This is a genomic window from Mesorhizobium sp. WSM4819 (genome assembly GCF_055811215.1).
Genome location: NZ_JBVVQO010000056.1, coordinates 1 through 17,945 on the forward strand (window position 1 = coordinate 1; position 17,945 = coordinate 17,945).

18 protein-coding genes and 2 pseudogenes are annotated in these 17,945 nt (G+C 62.0%); 10 read left to right on the plus strand and 10 right to left on the minus strand.

The features are described 5' to 3' along the window. The first annotated feature begins 169 nt into the window (after positions 1-169). Both AC0L18_RS30595 and AC0L18_RS30600 read left to right on the plus strand, forming a co-directional pair. On the plus strand, positions 170-1,405 hold the full coding sequence (locus tag AC0L18_RS30595; protein WP_473495475.1) for a class I SAM-dependent methyltransferase: 1,236 nt from the start codon (positions 170-172) through the stop codon (positions 1,403-1,405). A 163-nt stretch (positions 1,406-1,568) separates the two neighbouring features. Continuing rightward, positions 1,569-1,805 (plus strand): carboxymuconolactone decarboxylase family protein, encoded by a 237-nt coding sequence (locus AC0L18_RS30600; RefSeq protein ID WP_473495503.1) that lies wholly within the window; start codon positions 1,569-1,571, stop codon positions 1,803-1,805. 50 nt (positions 1,806-1,855) lie between these two features. Here AC0L18_RS30600 and AC0L18_RS30605 read toward each other — a convergent pair whose 3' ends face one another. Beyond that, positions 1,856-2,497, minus strand: coding sequence for a hypothetical protein (locus AC0L18_RS30605; RefSeq protein WP_128247243.1), 642 nt, complete (start codon positions 2,495-2,497; stop codon positions 1,856-1,858). Between the two features lie 128 nt (positions 2,498-2,625). Further along, entirely contained in the window at positions 2,626-2,958 is a 333-nt protein-coding gene (locus AC0L18_RS30610) for a helix-turn-helix domain-containing protein (protein WP_473495476.1), read from the minus strand. Between the two features lie 248 nt (positions 2,959-3,206). Here AC0L18_RS30610 and AC0L18_RS30615 point away from each other — a divergent pair, with 248 nt between their 5' ends. Together AC0L18_RS30615 and AC0L18_RS30620 are read left to right on the plus strand one after the other, a co-directional pair. Beyond that, on the plus strand, positions 3,207-3,866 hold the full coding sequence (locus AC0L18_RS30615; RefSeq protein WP_287141245.1) for a L,D-transpeptidase: 660 nt from the start codon (positions 3,207-3,209) through the stop codon (positions 3,864-3,866). A 10-nt stretch (positions 3,867-3,876) separates the two neighbouring features. Beyond that, complete coding sequence (locus AC0L18_RS30620) at positions 3,877-4,389, plus strand: OmpA family protein (RefSeq protein ID WP_473495477.1); 513 nt, start codon at positions 3,877-3,879, stop codon at positions 4,387-4,389. A 194-nt stretch (positions 4,390-4,583) separates the two neighbouring features. Here the strand turns inward: AC0L18_RS30620 and AC0L18_RS30625 are convergent, their stop codons facing one another. From AC0L18_RS30625 to AC0L18_RS30645, 5 genes are all read right to left on the minus strand, one after another. Continuing rightward, the gene (locus tag AC0L18_RS30625) at positions 4,584-5,240 is read right to left on the minus strand and encodes a DUF1579 family protein (protein WP_473495478.1); all 657 of its coding nucleotides are present in this window, start codon (positions 5,238-5,240) and stop codon (positions 4,584-4,586) included. Between the two features lie 107 nt (positions 5,241-5,347). Further along, positions 5,348-6,103 (minus strand): SDR family oxidoreductase, encoded by a 756-nt coding sequence (locus AC0L18_RS30630; protein ID WP_473495479.1) that lies wholly within the window; start codon positions 6,101-6,103, stop codon positions 5,348-5,350. Then, entirely contained in the window at positions 6,100-6,465 is a 366-nt protein-coding gene (locus tag AC0L18_RS30635) for a putative quinol monooxygenase (protein WP_473495480.1), read from the minus strand. The genes AC0L18_RS30630 and AC0L18_RS30635 overlap by 4 nt, the downstream gene beginning before the upstream one ends. 286 nt (positions 6,466-6,751) lie before the next feature. Then, positions 6,752-7,744, minus strand: coding sequence for a cupin domain-containing protein (locus tag AC0L18_RS30640; protein WP_473495481.1), 993 nt, complete (start codon positions 7,742-7,744; stop codon positions 6,752-6,754). 560 nt (positions 7,745-8,304) lie between these two features. Continuing rightward, entirely contained in the window at positions 8,305-9,207 is a 903-nt protein-coding gene (locus AC0L18_RS30645; protein ID WP_473495482.1) for a LysR family transcriptional regulator, read from the minus strand. A 134-nt stretch (positions 9,208-9,341) separates the two neighbouring features. Between AC0L18_RS30645 and AC0L18_RS30650 the strand changes: the two genes are divergently transcribed. From AC0L18_RS30650 to AC0L18_RS30660, 3 genes and pseudogenes are all read left to right on the plus strand, one after another. Further along, positions 9,342-9,758, plus strand: a complete 417-nt coding sequence (locus tag AC0L18_RS30650) for a RidA family protein (RefSeq protein ID WP_473495483.1) — start codon at positions 9,342-9,344, stop codon at positions 9,756-9,758. Between the two features lie 429 nt (positions 9,759-10,187). Beyond that, positions 10,188-11,003, plus strand: a complete 816-nt coding sequence (locus AC0L18_RS30655) for an oxidoreductase (RefSeq protein ID WP_473495484.1) — start codon at positions 10,188-10,190, stop codon at positions 11,001-11,003. A gap of 233 nt (positions 11,004-11,236) precedes the next feature. Continuing rightward, positions 11,237-11,379: pseudogene (locus AC0L18_RS30660) on the plus strand (AraC family transcriptional regulator); the annotation flags it as partial. An 86-nt stretch (positions 11,380-11,465) separates the two neighbouring features. On the opposite strand, the gene AC0L18_RS30665 reads toward AC0L18_RS30660, so the two are convergent. Then, positions 11,466-12,398: a LysR family transcriptional regulator gene (locus tag AC0L18_RS30665; RefSeq protein ID WP_473495485.1), complete on the minus strand. Its 933-nt coding sequence runs from the start codon at positions 12,396-12,398 to the stop codon at positions 11,466-11,468. Between the two features lie 116 nt (positions 12,399-12,514). On the opposite strand from AC0L18_RS30665, the pseudogene AC0L18_RS30670 reads away from it, so the two are divergent. The 3 genes and pseudogenes from AC0L18_RS30670 (at position 12,515) to AC0L18_RS30680 (ending at position 15,335) form a co-directional block, all read left to right on the plus strand. After that, positions 12,515-13,392, plus strand: a pseudogene (locus tag AC0L18_RS30670) (NmrA family NAD(P)-binding protein). A gap of 174 nt (positions 13,393-13,566) precedes the next feature. Beyond that, positions 13,567-14,475 carry an alpha/beta fold hydrolase gene (locus AC0L18_RS30675; protein ID WP_473495486.1) on the plus strand — a complete coding sequence of 303 codons (909 nt, stop codon included), beginning with the start codon at positions 13,567-13,569 and terminating at the stop codon, positions 14,473-14,475. Then, positions 14,472-15,335, plus strand: coding sequence for an alpha/beta fold hydrolase (locus tag AC0L18_RS30680; protein WP_473495487.1), 864 nt, complete (start codon positions 14,472-14,474; stop codon positions 15,333-15,335). The genes AC0L18_RS30675 and AC0L18_RS30680 overlap by 4 nt, the downstream gene beginning before the upstream one ends. A gap of 181 nt (positions 15,336-15,516) precedes the next feature. Here AC0L18_RS30680 and AC0L18_RS30685 read toward each other — a convergent pair whose 3' ends face one another. Next, positions 15,517-16,452 (minus strand): methyltransferase, encoded by a 936-nt coding sequence (locus AC0L18_RS30685; protein WP_473495488.1) that lies wholly within the window; start codon positions 16,450-16,452, stop codon positions 15,517-15,519. Positions 16,453-16,550: 98 nt separating this feature from the next. After that, positions 16,551-17,861 (minus strand): hemolysin family protein, encoded by a 1,311-nt coding sequence (locus tag AC0L18_RS30690; protein ID WP_473495489.1) that lies wholly within the window; start codon positions 17,859-17,861, stop codon positions 16,551-16,553. Positions 17,862-17,945: the final 84 nt, after the last annotated feature.

Consider the following 17,945-nt stretch of genomic DNA (forward strand, 5'->3'; position numbering starts at 1 on the left):
GGGGGCTGCGCGGCGGACACGCCAACGTCACCGCTGAATGCCACGCCATTTTTGCAGAACTTGACGCACACAACTTCTGAAGTCCGATCCCTCTCCGCCCCAGATCGGTATTGATGTACCGAGACCGGGCAGTCATACTTACGGGGCAAGTGACGAGAAACGAGCCACAATGCGTCTGCTGCCAAATCTGCTCTCCCGTTTTGTAAAAAACGGGCGCCTGACTGTCATATTCGAGGACGGTTTCAGGCAAGCCTTCGGCAGTGGACAGGATGGGCCCGACGTGACGATCCGCCTAACCGACAAAGCGGTCGAACGCGAGATCTTCTTCAATCCGGAACTGAAGGCGGCCGAAGCCTACATGGATGGCCGCTTGGTGATCGAGAACAGTGGCAAAGCATTTGACCTCTTGTCACTTTTTTCTGTCAACCGCACTGGGTTGGCAGCCCACCCCGTTCAGAAGGCGTTGCGGAAAGTCTGGCGTGCGTTGCGCCGACGCCAGCAGAACAACAAGCTCGGTCTCGCAGCAAAAAACGTTCAGCATCACTACGACATCCCGACGAAATTTTATGAGCTATGGCTCGACGAGACAATGGCCTATTCGTGCGCCTATTATACGGCACCGGACAACAATCTGCAGCAAGCGCAGATCGACAAGCATCGCCACATCGCCGCGAAGCTCAAGCTAGAGCCGGGCATGCATGTGTTGGAAATCGGCTCAGGCTGGGGCGCTCTCGCCATCTATCTCGCCAAGTATTGCGACGTGAAGGTCACGGCGATCAACGTTTCGACGGAGCAATTGGCGGCGTCTCGGCTTCGAGCGATCGAGGCCGGGGTCGCTCATCAGATCGATTTTCGCGAGGTCGACTATCGCGAGGTCAGCGGACAATTCGACCGTGTTGTCTCGATCGGAATGATGGAGCACGTAGGCGTCGCTCATTTCGACAGCTATTTCACAACCATCAGTAGATTGTTGAAGGAGGGCGGCTTCGCATTGGTTCATGCGATCGGACGCATGTCACCGCCTGGTACGACGGCGCCGTTCATCCGCAAGTATATCTTTCCAGGTGGGTATGTGCCGGCTTTGTCAGAGGTGTTTGCCTCGTTGGAGCGCACGGGGATCTGGTGCGCCGACTGCGAAAATTTGCGGCTGCACTATTACTGGACGATCCACGATTGGCGTCTCGGTTATGAGGCCAGGCGCGAGGAGGCAGTCGCCATGATGGGCGAACGCTTCTGCCGTATGTGGGATTTCTATCTGGCGTCGGCCGAACTCGGCTTCCTAAACGGTTCAAATTTTGTTTTCCAGATACTGATCTCGGCTCGCCGTGACGATGTCCCAATCATCCGCGATTATATTGTCGAAGAAGAGCGACGCCTACTGAGCTCGATGCAGACGAGTGCGTAGTTTCGCTATCTACACCGTGGGCCCGGTCCGCTGGTTAGCTCGCCCTGCAGGACTCGGATGACATCATCGTGGGGGGCTTGCAGCTGGTGGCGAGTCATTTCTAAGGCTCCGCCCGCCCCGGTCAAGCGAAAGCCACCGCAACCGGAACCATTCCTCCCAAGACCTGGTCCAACTTCGGGCACGTCAGATTGTGGGCAGCGAGTATCTCAGGGCGTTGCACAAGTCCAACCTGCGAAAAACGCAGGATACGGACGAACGCATCGCCGCAGTAGCGCAGTGGAAGGCGGCGACCTGCTTCAGCGAAGCGGAACACTGGCCCTTGTCGAGGCCATTTTCGTCCCGGATGCCGGCAACGAACGCGTTTCGGATGCGCTGTACGCCCGAGCTTGGCCTGCGATAGGCGACAAAGCCCGGATGCGCTGTATCACCCCGGCTGCATTGACCTCCCGCTCAAAGAACGCTCTTTTCAGGGCCATAAGCTTTGGCGAGACGGACCATGCCTTTCGTTCGAAGGCGTTGATACCAATAGAATAGGATCATCAAGCCGGTTGTTGTGCCGGCACCAAGGCACAGTGCAGGCGCCAACGCTGATCCGACATATAGTGCTAGAAGGGTCACGCCCGCCGCCGCGACAATGGCATTTACGAAAGCGATCATCGTCGCGGCTGTGGTCAGATGCGCCAGGAGCGGCCCGGCACGCAGCGACGGTTCGGCGTCGTTTTCTGGCCAACGGCCGAACTCTTTGGAAAACTGAAAAGCAGCATCCTCCCCCAGCGTTCGGTAGTAGGCCCTGATCCGGGCGATGCCGATATGGGCCTGCATGTTCTCGGCGGCTATATCGATCAACCTTAGGACGGTGAAGCTACCCAGCAAAAAGAGCGATGGCAGCACGGCTAGGAGAAACGGCTGAAGGAATTCAGGCGACTGCGCGACAAAGCCCGTCGCCACTAGAGCGCTCGATAGAGACATGATGTAGATGGTCGTTCGCGACGCCATTTCGCTGATAGTTGCGCTGATCGCCGATTGCTGCACGAAATGCTCTGTCGTGAGGGCCGCGAGAAGCGCGGTGTGGGGTGTTGTCATGTCGGCCATTTTGTTTCTCCTGTGGTGAGCATGCCGCCGCTGGCGCATCCTGAGCGACAGAGCCGTCGACACAGGCTGCATGCGCCTACGCGATTGTGCAGATGTTCAAAGAGTGTTCATCAACTTGGCAAGTCCGTTTAAATGGCGCCGGAATTCGGCTTGCCCGATGCCTGTATAACGCCGGAAATCGCGGCTCGCATGGGCTTGATCGAAATAGCCTTGCTGGCGGCCAATTGCGCCAGTCCGCCGGCGGACGCGTCGGCCAGCAGAGCCCCAACTAGTCGATAATAGCGCATGACGCCCGCGTATCGTTTTGGTGAAAGGCCCACGAGGTTCCGGAACAGTCGATAGAGCGAAGAATAGGACAGCCCCAGCGCGGGGCGGCAGTAGGCAACGCCCTGGTCTGGATCGGCATCTATGAGGCGCACGGCTTCCGCAAGATTTTGAACCTGCTGGTGGGCATTGCTCACACGTCCGGATAGGGCAATGTCGCAACTACGCTCGGTCCCAAACAGCCGCGCCAATTTGGTTAAGGGCCTGGATGGGGTTTAGGTTAGACGTTCGTCCTCGGCAAGATTGTCACAGTTCGGTCACTCGCCGCCAAATTGCCGACTGTCCGGACATGGCGGACTGAAGCAACGCAGCATTTTCCACTTTGAGGCGAAGTAATTCTCAACTATGGTCCGCCAGGCTTTTGGCATGGGGGGGAATATTGCCGATGGTTTTATCACGCAGGGGTGTCGTGCTCGGCGGCCTGGCGCTGGTCGCGGTGAGTGCAACCAGCAATATTGCTCAAGCCGCGGCGGCAAAATCCTTTTTCGCCGGTACCGCCAGCGACAACAATTTTGTCTATCGCAAGACCAACTTCGCCAAGATCGACAAGAGATGGCATCGCCAGATCGTCAAGTATTTCAGCAGCGAGCCGGTCGGCACCGTCGTGGTCGATACCCGCCACCACTTCCTCTACGTCATCATGGAAAACAAGACCGCCATCCGCTACGGCGTCGGCGTCGGCAAGGACGGCTTCAAATGGTACGGCCGCGCGACGATCGACCGCCGCGCGCTGTGGCCGCAATGGGTCCCGCCCCCCGAAATGCGTAAGCGCAAGCCGGACCTACCGCACATGGTCGCAGGCGGCGCGTCCAACAATCCGCTCGGGCCGCGCGCGCTCTATCTGCACCGCAACGGCGCCGACACCGGCTACCGCCTGCATGGCACGCTGGAGCCATGGAGCATCGGCACCGACGCTTCCAGCGGCTGCATCCGCATGTTCCCGGAAGACATCATCGACCTCTACCAGCGCTGCCCGATCGGCACCGCGGTGCAGGTCCTGCCGCACATCGCCGACCAGGCGCCCGCTTCCACCACTGTCGAATGATTGGCGCCTCATGAACCGCATGATTGAGAACACGCGCCGGCTGCTCGCCGCCGGCCTGCTGTTGCTGGCCGCATCCTGCTCGACCAGCAACACGCTGGCCCCTTCCACGCCCGACATCACCAACACCGAGGTTGCCGGCTTCCAGAACGTGCAGCCGGGCAGCGAGGAGGATTTTATCCTCAATGTCGGCCGCCGCACCTATTTCACGCAAGGTTCGGCCGCGCTCGATTCTGTCGCCAAGGCCACCCTCGACACCCAGATCGCCTGGTTAGCAAAGCATCCGCGCTGGCTGCTCAAGCTGCAGGGTTTCGCCGACGATCCCGGCGCAAGTGAAACGGCGCTGTCGCAGCAGCGCGCCGATGCGGTGCTGGACTACCTCGCCGCCGGCGGCATAGGCCGCAACCGCATGTGGGCCAAGGGCTACGGCAAGGACAGGCTCGTCCGCGACTGCCCCGACACCGCCTGCAGGTCGCAGAACCGCCGCGTTGTGTCTAATTTGCGCGATTTGAGGGACGAGCCGTAGGGGGCTGCTGTTCTGCTTGCGACCCGAAGCAGAGTCTCACACGCGACGGCGGCATGGCTGCTTTTGCGCCTCATGTCGGCCGTAAAGATCAGCTTTGCGGCTTCCTGAAAGTAGACAGTGCTGGAGGTCGCGGTTGCGCCATTGCCAAGCACCGAGCGAGCTAATGAGACACCGGGCCGTCCTCGAGCGGACGCTCACTCTTTCAGCCGTGTATAGAGGCCGCGTGTGGCCAACGTCTCTTGCTGTCCGGGACGCGTGAAATAGAGCTCAAAGACATGGCGATCGTTGTTCTCGATTTTGATTACTGTGCGCATGCCGATCGACTTGCCGACCGTGTCTTCGCCAGCCACACCCTGGTCGGTGAAGGCCCCGGACATGCTGATGGGCCTTTGATTTCCGGATCCAGGGATGCCTTCGTAGTACATCATGGTTGTGTTGACAGGATCGATCGTAATCCACTCGTATCGGTCGTCCATGATACTGTAGCCGAGCCACCCTTTGCGCCAGATTGGCGCTCCATCCAGCGTCCCCTCCATCGTGTCTTCGATGTAACGGCCGCCTGCCAACCACTGCCGACGGCTAATGAGGTCGTCCGTCACGAGCGGCGGCTGATCGGGGCTGCGGCCGAGCGTGCCGTAGAAGCTCAACTGGACCCGCCAGGTGCCAACTAGTGGCGCCAGAACCTTATGCGCCTGACCCGGCAAGCCGCGACTAAGCCATTTGGGTAACTCGGACTGCGTCGGGGGCGCGGCCGCGGCCGAGCCATCTTGAGCCAATGCGCCGGAAGGAACCGGGAGGGCGAACGCAACGACAATTAGGGCAACGTGTAGTGCCTCAATGATTCTTCTCATCTGCGGTCCATTGCTTATTGGAAATTGCTGTAACGCGCTTGGTTGAGGGTCACCGTTGTGAACTTCCGCGTGAACCGGATCGTACTGATCTCTTAACCCTTGAGGCTCTATCTGTTAGATCGTTCGATGCTGACCAGCGTTTCACCTCCTGAAACTTCTAGAATAGCGCCGGTCACGAAATCATTAGTCATCAGGAAAAGTGCGGCCTTGCCGATATCGTCGACTTTTCCAACGCGACCTGCTGGGAAGCTCTCGCGCACCAGCGCGAAAAATGCCTCCCGCTTGGTTTGCGGCATGCCGGCCCACATTTCGCTGTCTATGACGCCTGGACGGATTGTGTTGACGCGGATCGGACCGAGTTCGAGCGCAAGGGCTCGTGTCAGCGCCTCCAGACCAGCGAACGCGACCATCATCATCGAAGCGCCCATGCGAGGCTTGGTCACCAAGCCTCCAGTAGTGAATGTGATCGAACCGCCTTTCCGCATCTTGGGCGCCGCGTGCCGCGCGCAAGACCAACTGCCTAGGAGCTTGCCATACAGAACGGGCTGCGCGTCGGCCAGCGTTTGGGAGAGGAAGGTTCCTCCAGGACTTGGTGGAGTTGCGGTGATGAGAAGGTGGTCGAGCGCCCCCAGCGTTTCGAATACTTGCTCGACCGCCGCATCGTCGGTCATGTCCAGCGACTGGAAGGTGATTGAACCGTGGGCGCTTTGTTCTGCAGCCAATTTCGCCGGTGGCCGCCGCCCGAGCGCGATGACTTCGGCGCCTGCGCGCGAGGCCGCAAGAGCCGCCCCCATGCCCATGCCGCTTGTCCCGCCAACGATCACGACTCGCTGATTCAGAAGAGACTGCTCGTCACCGGTCATCGCGGATCTCTGCCGCTGGCATATGGGCTCAGCATCTCAAGCCACTGCGTCTCCATGTCGCCCGGTTCGAGCCCACCACCATCTACGACGAACCTCTGGACATAGGCTTCGCTGAAGTGGCTCTTGACTGCATCGACACTGCGCCAGACTTCGTAGATGACGATGAGATCGGGGTCGGATCGATCACGATGGATGTGGAATTGTAGACAGCCCGTTTCTGATCTCGTCGCTTCGAGATCCTCAAGCATCCGGGTAACGAGCGCTTCGCCTTGACCAGGAGCGGCGCGATGCTTGGCGATAATGCAATAGGGCGTGTGTTCGCCAGTGGCTGGTGGGGGAAGATCAGGCAACACCAACGCCATATGAGTCTCCTTCTGGTAGCGGCCTAGGAGGTATTCTGCATTCACACGTCATGCATTCATGGCGCAGCGAAATGCCGGCTATTGCTCCTTCGATAATCCACCGCGATGCAGTCGCTGCTTTGGCTCGCGAATCGGTCGAAGTGGTTACGGCGTTTGAGAATTTGCAGATCCTGGCGCGGCGCCGCTATGGCAGAAACGCTTGAATGTCTGACCGTTTGTCGCACTGATTACATTAGCCGTGGATCGCATCAGGCGATATGCAGGACCGATCCCGTCTCTGTTATGCTCACCCGCGCCCGGAATCTCGGACCACGCCTGGCGAGACGCCTATGAAGCGTTTGAATGCCCTGCTGAAGGATGCATCGGACTCATATCCCAACTCAGACGCGACCTGTGACAGCGACATATATCCGTTCCGCAACCAGGATTCGGCCAGCCTAAGCCTCCATTGCAGGAGATAGCGGGCGGGAGATACCGACAACAGACCCTTGAATCGCTGCGAAAACCTCGATCGCGACAGCCCAGACAATGCCGCCAGGCGATCGACTGGCCAGTCTTCGCCGGGGGAGCGATGGATTCTTGCAAGCGCAGACCCGATTTGCGGATCCCGCACGGCCGCCAGCCAACCAGTCAGATTGTCGGAACACGTCTCGACCCAGGATCTGATTACTTGCGTCATGACAATATCAGCAAGGCGCGCCATTACCGTTGCCGATCCGATTCTTTGCCCATCAGCCTCCCGCGCCATCATAGCAAGGAGGTTTGGCAGGTCAGTATCGCTGTGCTCTGCATAGCGGATATGCATCACCGGAGGCAGCAGTTCCAGGAGCGGATTTGCCGTCGGCCCCTCAAAGCCGATCGTACAGCATGCGATCAGCGATCGCGGACCGCCGCCGCCGGACTTCAATTCGTAGGTTCCATTCCCGATCAACGCCGGTTTGATATCGTCCAGTGGCAAGGCTCTCCCTTTGGGCCGGTCGGACATGGTGTGCTCTGTTCCGTGGGGAAGAAGAAGCACATCGCCGCATTCCAGCAGCAGCGGTGGCAAGCTCTTGGCTTGTATCCAGCACTGACCCTCGAGCATCGCATGAAATCGTACGCCCTCCCTGAACGGCACGGCGATGCCCCAGGGCGCCGTTAGCTCGCTGCGGCCATATCTCGCATGGGCAAGGCGCAGGTCGCGCAGCACCTCGCTCAACAAATCATTCTCGGCCGGCTGGTAGCCCATCGTTGCACGTCCAAGACCGGGCCGATTCATGGATCTAAGCGGATCGTCCATATGCATTCCTTGCCTCGAACCTTTGCATACTCTTTATGCATCCCGTTATCTCTTGGTGGGCAGAATATGCTACGGATCGATCCTCTAGGTCCTAAATTAAATACGTCTGCATGATGGCGGCTGCGCGACTACCGAATTTTCTCGGCTCGCGCGTTCCATACCGAGGCGACGGCGCAATGTCGGTATTTGGCAGACTACGTCGTGTGGCTGATCTGCTCGACGATAGAGTTCCAATCAAGTCCGGCTCTTTCGTGCGATATGGGAAGTCCGCAACGGAACATCAGCGCAGGTTGCCGCGAATGTCGGCTATCCGGTAGCAAAAGATGGGGGATCCCTGCGCCGAGCTGTATGTCTGCTCACCTGCATATCAAACTACAAGCTGCCGGTCCGTCCTCGGCCTCACTTGCGTCATCGCCTGCTTCAGCCTGACCGATCGAACTGGTCATCGGCCCAATGCAGGATTCGTCCGCACTGAGGCAGAACACTGATGCGTTGGCGCAATAGCAACGAACTGAGCACTCCCCCGGCCCAACGACCGGTCATGGCGCGGCTGCTCGTCGCTAAGGTTCTTTGTTCCGCAGGTCTTTGACGACATCGAGAAATGCCCGCAGTGCGGGCGGCACGGCTCGATGTCCGGGGTAGTAAACCGCAACTGCTTCCGCAGCGGGCATCCACGCGGTCAGGACCTTGCGCAGCCGGCCGCCGGACAAGGCCGCTTCGGCGGCCCAATCGGCTACGTAGGCGACGCCCAGATCCTCAATTGCGGCTTCGACCATCAGTTCCTCGTCGTCGAGGACGACGGGGCCGTTTGCCTCGATCGAGAGTTCCTGGCCGGCGCGCTCGAACTCCCATCGGTAAAGCTTGCCGCTGGGCATACGGTGGCCGATGCAATGATGGCGTTGCAATTCCTCCGGGGTTTTCGGGTCGCCGAAGCGATCGAGGTGGGCGGGCGAGGCGACACAGATGAACCTCAACGCGCGTGCAAGCGGCACGGCGATCATGTCCTTGGGGACCGATCCGAGGAGGCGCACGCCGGCGTCGAAGCCGCTGGACACGATGTCGATCAGCCGCCCCTCGACGACGATGTCCACGATCACGTCCGGATGGCGCTCCGCCATCCGCGGAAGAACCCCGCGAACGAGAAGGCCGGCCACCAATCGCGGTGCGTTGATGCGGACCGTGCCCGCGACATTGCCCCTGAACCCGGCGACGCTGTCGAGCGCCTCGTCCAGCGAGGCGAGCGCCGGCTGAAGGCGGCCGAGCAACTGGAAACCGGCTTCCGTCGGCGAGACGCTGCGTGTGGTGCGGTTGAGAAGGCGCACGCCCATGCGCGCCTCGAGCGCACGCATGGCGTGGCTCAATGTGGAAGGCGCCGTGCCGATCTCGTCCGCTGCGCGGCGGAAGCTGCGGTGCGTGGCAACGGCCACGAAGGCGGTGAGATCGTTGAGGGACGAGCGGGACATTGATGGCAATTTTGCATCACCTCATGCCGATTTCAACGGCTAATGCGCGTAATGCGATTGCCTTATCTCCTGCCTGTATCCACTCGGCGGCTCCGGGCGGTCCGCTCCCGTTATCAAGACAGAAGGAACATGAAATGCCTGCACGTGACGCCATCTATCCGGCCAAACGCCACGCCTTATACGATATTCATCGATATTCCGCGGCCATTCGCTCCGGCGATCTTCTCTTCGTATCGGGTCAGGTCGGCAGCCGTGAGGACGGCTCGCCCGAGCCCGCATTCGAGGATCAGGTTCGGCGGGCTTTCGCCAATCTGCGCGCGGTCCTGGCCGCCGCCGGGTGCAGCTTCGACGACGTTGTCGACGTTACCACCTTCCACACCAACCCGGACCAACAGATCGAAACGGTGTTGGCCGTCCGGGCGGAGGAGATCGGCGGACCTCCCTATCCGAACTGGACGGCAGTGGGCGTCAATTGGCTTGCCGGCTTCGATTTCGAGATCAAGGTTGTCGCCCGCATCCCCTCGACGACCAGCGGCCAGCTGGCGGGCTGATCGCTCGCCCTGCAATTTCTCTACTGCCGATTGTTCCCAACGCTAAGAGCAGCAGGGGAGCTTTAAGGCTGCCATGCAAACGGCTTGAACTTTGCGAATGGTTTTCGGCGAGGGCGCGAACGAGCGGTTGGGGAACGCGCCAGAACTGTCGGCCTGGTCGGCGCCGCGACCACCAGCGTCGCTGTCGTCGAAGTCTGCATATGGGCAGCGGCGAGGGCACCCTCTACGGCAAAGTCACCCCTGGCAGACAGCCCGCTCCCTACACGTCAGGACGCCGCTTCGTCCTGACGCAGGATGGTCAGCAACTCCCATGATCCGGCCGCGTGACGCTTTCTTCCTCTTCTGGTATTGAATTATGACCGTAATATATTATTATGATCATAATTCAACCGGCGAGAGAAGTCTGGCCCTGACGATTTGGAGTACGAAATGAATGCGAATTCCGAAAAAACCGCTGTGGTGACCGGAGCGTCCTCGGGCATTGGCCACGCCAGCGCCGAGGCGCTTGCGCGGGCAGGATTCACCGTCTTCGGGACAAGTCGCCGCCCTGTCGGCAACGGCCCGGAGGGAGTGACCATGCTGGTTTGCGACGTGACTGATGACGCTTCTGTCGGCGCCCTCGTTTCGACCGTGCTGGCGCAGACCGGGCGGATCGACCTCCTGGTCAACAATGCCGGCGTCGGTCTGCTTGGCGGTGCCGAGGAATCCTCGGTCGCACAGGTGCAGGCCCTGTTCGACGTCAATCTGTTCGGCGTCATCCGCATGATCAATGCTGTGTTGCCGTCGATGCGGCAGCGCGGCGCAGGGCACATCATCAATATCGGCTCGATTCTGGGATTGGTGCCGGCGCCATACTCAGCCCATTACTCTGCGGTCAAGCACGCGCTTGAGGGCTATTCGGAATCGCTCGATCACGAGGTTCGTGCTTTTGGTATTCGCGTCTCGGTCATCGAGCCGGCATTCGTGCGTACCGTCTTCGACCAGAACGGGATCGAGCCGGATTCGGTGTTGCAGGAATATGATCGGGCGCGCGCCGGGCTCAAGGCGCTGCTGGGCGATGTGATGCCCAAAGCCGATCCGCCGGAAGGGGTGGCGGCTGTCGTGGTCAAGGCGGCGACCGATGCCCGCCCGCGGCGTCGCTATACCGCCGGTAAGGCAGCGCGCCAGGTCAGCATTCTGCGCCGCTTTGCCCCCGCAGAGATGTTCGACAAGAGCTTGCGCAATCAGTTCCGCCTGCCGGTCTGAATCCGGTTAGCAGTGTTCCACCGCCAACGGCTCCGCATCGAAGCGAATGGCGCCTGTGTTCAGCAAGAACAGTCGAGCGCGTTGTCTCGCAAGCTGGCAGATTGCTCTCACCACAGGAGAGCATGATGACGACGCCGCTAGATCCCTACCACATGCGAATGAAACGGGTGTTGAACTTCATCGACCGGCATCTGGAGGACGATCTTGGCCTGGACACGCTTAGTGCCGTTGCGGTCGAGCCGGCGATCGAATTCCTGTATCGCGACTGGTTGCCGGCAAGCGGTGAGGCACTTCGGGATTTTGTCAGCGGATGAGTATTGTTCCGATGGTTGCCGAGCACGAGGCCATCACCGGCATCTTCCTGCCCTTGGTGTGATTGCTGACCCTCCAAGGCCGTCATGTCAGCTGCAATCGAACGTGGGCGGCTCGAGGCGTTGTGCTCCAGGGAGCCGCTTTGCGGCCTCAGTTTCCAACGTCAATCGCCGATGACATATCCGCCGCCGCCGCGACAATGGCACGTCTCAACCATATGTGCCTGGGCGCGTCCTGCTGGCGCGCGTGCCAGACGAGGCTCATCGTGAAGTTGCCAAGATCGAGGGGCGGCGGCAACGATACGAAGCGCTTCATGTTTGCGGCCGCTCGCGCCAGGCTCGAAGGCAGGGTCATGACGAGGTCGGAGCGAGCGGCGATCTCGACCGCCGCGAAGAAGTTCGGCACGCGCAGCTTCACCCGCCGCGTTCGCCCGATGCGGGCAAGCACCTCGTCGACAGGCGCAGGCCCGACGCCGGTGACGCTCACCACGATATGCTCAAGCTCCAGGAAACGCTCGAGCGTCAGCTTTCGGGCGAGCGCTGGATGCTCGGCGCGCATCAGTGTCACGAGCTTCTCGTCATAGAGACCGCGCCGACGGATGCCGGCCGGGGCTTCGTCGACCAGCGCCACCATCGCATCCGCGCTACCCTGCTGCAGCGCTTCGACCGCGTCCGTGCCCGGCGCGACGATATCGAGATCGAGGGACGGCGCCTCGCGCCCAAGGCGGGCGAGCAGATGCGGCGCGAGCACGGCGGCTTGGAGATCGGGCATCAGCAGCCGGATGCGGCCGGTTGCCGTGTCGGGATCGAACGCGTTCGCCTCGACCATCTCTCGCACACCCGCCAAGATACCGCGCAGCACCGGGCGCACCTCTTCCGCACGGGCGCTGAGGACATAGCCGCCCGGTCCGTCGACCAGCAGCGCGTCCGAAAACAGCGCGCGCAATCGGCCGAGCGCTCGGCTCGCGGCGGGCTGGCTCATGCCGAGCCGGCTTGCGGCGCGGGTGACGTTCTTCTCGTCCAGCAGCGCTTCGAGCGCCACCAGCAGGTTCAGATCGATCCGGCGTAAATCCACTTTGTGCATGGTATCTATATACACCATGCATTGGACGCATTGCAAGCCTGCGCCTATCGTTCCCCCGTCAATCGAGATGAAGGTCAGGCCGGATGAAGGTCAGGCGAGCAGAAGGAGAAGAAGTGATGTATGTCGTGCTTGGAGCAAACGGACGGGCCGGCGGCGAGGTCGCGCGCGCCCTGATCGCAGGCGGCGAAGCCGTGCGCGTCGTCCTGCGTAGCAAGGAACAAGGCGAAAAATGGACGGCCCTCGGCGCCGAGGTGGCCGTCGCAAGCATGGAGGATGCCGGCGCCATGGCCGATGCGCTGACCGGCGCGCGGGCCGCGTTCCTGCTCAACCCGCCGCCAGTGAGCGGTGATCCCTATCAGCGCACGGAAGAAATCGGCGCCGCGCTTGCCGATGCGGCACGGCGTGCAGGTCTGCCAAAGGCCGCCGTACTGTCGTCCATCGGGGCGCAGCATGCCTCCGGCACCGGCGTCATCGCCACCCTCAACCGGTTCGAGGCGCTGCTCGGCGGCGTGGCGCCGGCCACCGCCTTCCTGCGGTCGGGGTATTTTGTCGAAACCTGGAGCGAGGTGGCGCAACCGTCCTGTCGCAAAGCATACTGCCGACCTTTATCGAGCCCTCGCAGAAAATCCCGATGGTGAGCACGATCGATGTCGGGCGCGCAGCAGCGACCGTGCTGTGCGAGGAATGGACCGGCAAGCGGGTCGTGGAACTGGGCGGACCGGAAGACTGGAGCGCCGGCGACGTGGCATCGGCCTTCGCGGACGTTCTCGGCCGGCCGGTAACGGCTGTGCTTGTTCCGCCGGAGGAGCGTGCCGCGCTGCTCGCCGAGGAAGGCGTGCCGGGCGAGGTGGCAGACGCGCTGCTCGGCATGTATGAGGGAATCGCCAACGGCCTGTTGACGCGCCAGGACAGCAGCGAGCACCGGCGGGGCACGATCGCCCTGGCGACGGCGATAGAGCGCGTTGTCAAAACGGTTGAACCAGCCGGCCGCTGATCCTCGGCCGAGTAGCGACGGCCGAACGGATCACGGGCTTCCAGCCACTTGTAGGGAACGTTTTCGGCCGCACTACCCCGCGTCTCGCCGGCCAACGCTGTCGGCGACATGCGGAACTCGCGCCACTGGTTTGGACTTAACTCCATTTCCGGACGGCAAAAAAGGAATCCTGACATGAGACTGCCTGCCCCACGCCAAATGCGTCTCTCCGGCGGAACCGAGCTTGCCTACGTCACTGCGGGCGATCCATCCAACCCGGCTTTGCTCCTCCTGCATGGGTTTCCCAGCTCCGCAAATGCATTCCGCGATGTGATTCCCGGATTGGCGGGCGCAGCCTATGTGATCGCGCCCGACCTCCCGGGCCATGGCCAGTCCGATGTCCCGCCGATACCCTCCTTCGCCGCGATCAGCGAGGCGATTTCCGAACTGCTGACCCACCTCGCGATCGGGCGCCGCTTCATCCACATTCATGACTGGGGCGCCGCCGTGGGTCTGCAGATCGCCACGCAAGCGCCCGAGCTGGTTTCGGGTCTCATCATCCAGAACGCAAACGCGCATCGAACCGGCTTCGGTCCCGTCTGGGACGCCGTGTTGAAATTCTGGTCAGAACCGACAAATGAGAACGAAGCGGCCGCGACCCCCGACCTGACCTTCGAATTCACACGCGAGCAATATTTGGGCGGCCTGCCAGAGGATGTCGCCGCCACGATCAGGGGCGACCCCTGGGTCGAGGACTGGAGGGTGATGAACCTTCCCGGCCGCATGGAGACCCACCGCGCGCTCATCGGCGACTACAAAAGCCATGCCGCGCGTTTCGATACGATCGCCGCCTATCTCAAGAGATGGCAACCGCCGGCGCTCATGCTGTGGGGCCGTCACGACCCCTATTTCGATATCGCCGAAACCCTGTCCTGGATGCAGGATCTGCCGCGCATGGAAGCGCATGTTTTCGACGGCGGGCACTTCCTGCTTGAGACGCACGCCGAACCAGCACTCTCCCTGATGATCGAGTTCATCGAGCGAACACAGGACCTGCGCCCTGATCGAGCCCATCCCGGACCAGTGCGAGGAGTGCAGGCATGACATCCCCCATAAAACAGCGGCTGCGCCTGTCCGGCGGGACCGAGCTTTCCTTCATCACCGCGGGTGATGCGTCCAATCCCGCGCTGCTGCTCCTGCACGGCTTCCCGAGCTCGTCGCGCACCTTCCAAGGCATCATTCCCGGCCTTGCGCGCGTCGCCTTCGTCGTCGCCCCCGACTTGCCTGGCTACGGCCAATCGGCGCCGTTGCCCGCGCCCTCGTTCGAAGCGTTCAGCGGCGCAATCCAGGAGCTCCTGAGTCATCTCGCGATCGGTCGGCGCTTCATCTACCTGCACGATTGGGGCGCGCCTGTCGGTCTCCAGGTCGCCATGCAATCCCCCGACCTCGTCTGCGGCCTCATCATCCAGAGCGCCAACGCACACCGCACAGGGTTCGGGTCGCAATGGCAAGCCACGTTCGAGTTCTGGTCAAACCCGACGGAAGCGAACGAAAGGGAGGCTACCGCGTTTTTGACCCTGGAAGGCACAAGCGAGCAATATCTGGGCGGCTTGCCGGAGGATGTCGCTGCCCGGATCAAAGGCGAACCCTGGATCGAGGACTGGAGGGTGATGAATCAGCCTGGCGGCATGGAAACACAACGCGCGCTCCTCGTCGACTACGCCAACCATGTCGCGCGCTTCAGTCTCATCGCCGACTATATCGAAACGTGGCAACCGCCGGCGCTCATGCTGTGGGGCCGCCACGACCCGTTCTTCGACATCGCCGAAACACTGTCGTGGATGCAAGACCTTCCACGTATGGAAGCGCACATCTTCGACGGCGGCCACTTCCTGCTCGAAACCCACGCCGAGGCGGCAGCCGCGTTGATGACCGGCTTTATTGAGCGAACGCAGCGACGTTGAGCAACCGCGCGCGCCGATATGAAGCGCGCTGTACTGCGCTCGCGGCCGGTCCGCCATGACCTTATCCCGCGGCAGCATTCCCGGGCTTCCCTAAAGCGCCCGGCTATTGCTGGCAGATGCCCCGGGCCGTCGCCAGCTGCTTCCGGAAGCGTCAGGATTGCGCTTGGCCATTCAGCCACGATCAGCCCGTGAGGCGCGCACGAAACAAGGTGGAGCCGTCCGTCAGGCGCGACCTGGAGATATCCCGGAATCCAGCCTCGGTCATCCACGCGCGATACTGACCTTCAGTGTACGATTCGCCGTGGCGATAGAGGTTCAGGAAGGTGAGATTCAGAAACACACCCTCAGGCGGGCCGAGGCGGTCGTCATCGACGACACCCGACCCCGCAATTGCGATCTCGCCGCCGGGTGTGAGGCAACGCGCCGCGTTCAGGATCGAACTGCGCGCCTGGTCGGGCGGCAGGACCTGGACGACGGCCTTCAGGATCGCCAGATCGTGCCGACCGATCGACGGCGCGACAGTTATGTCACCCTCTTCGACAACCACGTCGTCGGCACCGTATTCTGACAGGATATCTTTCGCGACCGCTGCGACCGTTGGGAGTTCCATCAGCGTCGCCGCAATCTGCGGCCGCCGCTCGCGAAGTCCGACGAGAATGGTCCCGGGGCCGCCGCCGATGTCGATGACCGAGCCGATCGCCGAGAGGTCCATCTCCCGGGCCAGATGGCGGCCGAAAATTACCCCGCCCGGTGCGAGCATGCGGCTGAAGGCCGCCGCTGCCTCGGGCCCGGCTTCGGAAAAGTCGTGCAGCGCAGCCGGCCGGTTCTGTCGCAGCGACTCTGCGGTCAGCAGGTCGGCTCCCCAGAGCTCGCGCAGGAGCGCATGATCGCCGCCGCGATAGGTCGGCTTGGACGCGTCGAGGAAGGCCGCCGCTTCGGCGCCGTTGCGAAATCGACCATCCTTGACTTCGAGGAGACCGATGCTGGCGAGCGCGTAGAGGAGCCGCGACAGACGATCGGGCTCGATTTTGAGCTCGGCTCCAAGGCTGTCGGCAGTCACCGCGCTGCTACCGAGCCGGGTGAAGATGCCAAGGTCCAGCCCGGCGCGAAGCGCCAAGGCGGGCGGCACCGCTGCGATCAGCTTGTCGATCCGATCAGAATCCACCATGTCCTTCCGCGATCCAGGACCGGCTTGCCTACCCATCGCGTTGACTGCTACCGCACGATTTCGCGATGGCCGCCGGGCAGGCGGGTGGCGATGAGCTTGTCGATGCGGCGGCCGTCGAGGTCGACGACCTCGAAGCGCCAGCCCTGCGCATCGACGCATTCGCCGGTCGTCGGCAGATGGTGCAGATGCGCCAGCACGTAACCGGCGACAGTCTCGTAGTCGCGGTTCTCGGGCAGGTCGATGCCGAGAACGTCGGCCATCTCGTCGGCCTGCATGTAGCCGGCGAGCAACCATGAGCCGTCGTCACGCTTGACGGCGTTTTCTTCGTCGCCGGCGTCGAGGTCCGCCCGGAAGACGCCGGTGATGGCTTCCAGTATGTCGGCCGGGGTGACGATGCCTTCGAAATGGCCGTATTCGTCATGGACCAGCGCCATCGGCACGTTGGATTCCTTGAGTGTCGAAAGGACATCCAGCGCGTCGGCCTGGTCATGGACGATGGGAGCGGTGCGCACATGCCGGCGCGGGTCGAGCGCGCGACCGCCGAGCATCGCGGCCAGCACGTCGCGGGTCTGGACGACGCCGATCATGGCGTCGACGCTGCCATCGCCGGCCGGCAGGCGCGAATGCTGGGTCTCCATCAGGAGCTTCCGGATTGCCGCGTCATCGGACTGCAGGTTGATCCAGTCGACCTCGGTGCGCGGCGTCATCACCGCGCGGACGGCGCGGTCGCCGAGCCGCATGACGCCGGCGATCATGCGCCGCTCGTCGGATTCGATGGTGCCGTGATGCTCGGCCTCGGCGACCAGCATCTTGATCTCCTCGTCGGTGACCTTCTCCTCGCTTTCACCGCGCTGGCCAAGCAGCCACAGCATGGCGCGGCCGGAAATGTCGAGCAGAAAAACCAGCGGCGCCGAGACGGTGGCGAGAATGGTCATCGCCGGAGCAACCCTGGCGGCGACGCGTTCGGGATCGCGCAGCGCGATCTGCTTGGGCACCAGTTCGCCGATGATCAGCGAGAAATAGGTGATGAGGGCGACGACGATGCCGACGCCGATCGGGTCGGCAAGGCTTTCGCGGAGGCCGGTCGATGCCAGGAACACGGACAGCCGCTCGCCGAGCGTGGCGCCGGAAAAAGCGCCGGACAGAACGCCGACCAGGGTGATGCCGATCTGCACCGACGACAGGAATTTGCCTGGATTGGCGCCGAGCGCCAAGGCGCGGCCGGCGCCCTTGACGCCGCGGTCGATCATCGCCTTGAGACGGGCCGGCCGTGACGAGACAATGGCAAGTTCGGACATTGCCAGAAGGCCGTTCACGCAGATGAGGACGACCACGATGGCGATTTCAGCATAGAGCATGCGAGGTCAATAGCATTGCGGCGCGGTCTTCGAAAATAGACGGGCGTCATTTTTCATACCGGCGGGCGCAACCATCTCATGCGG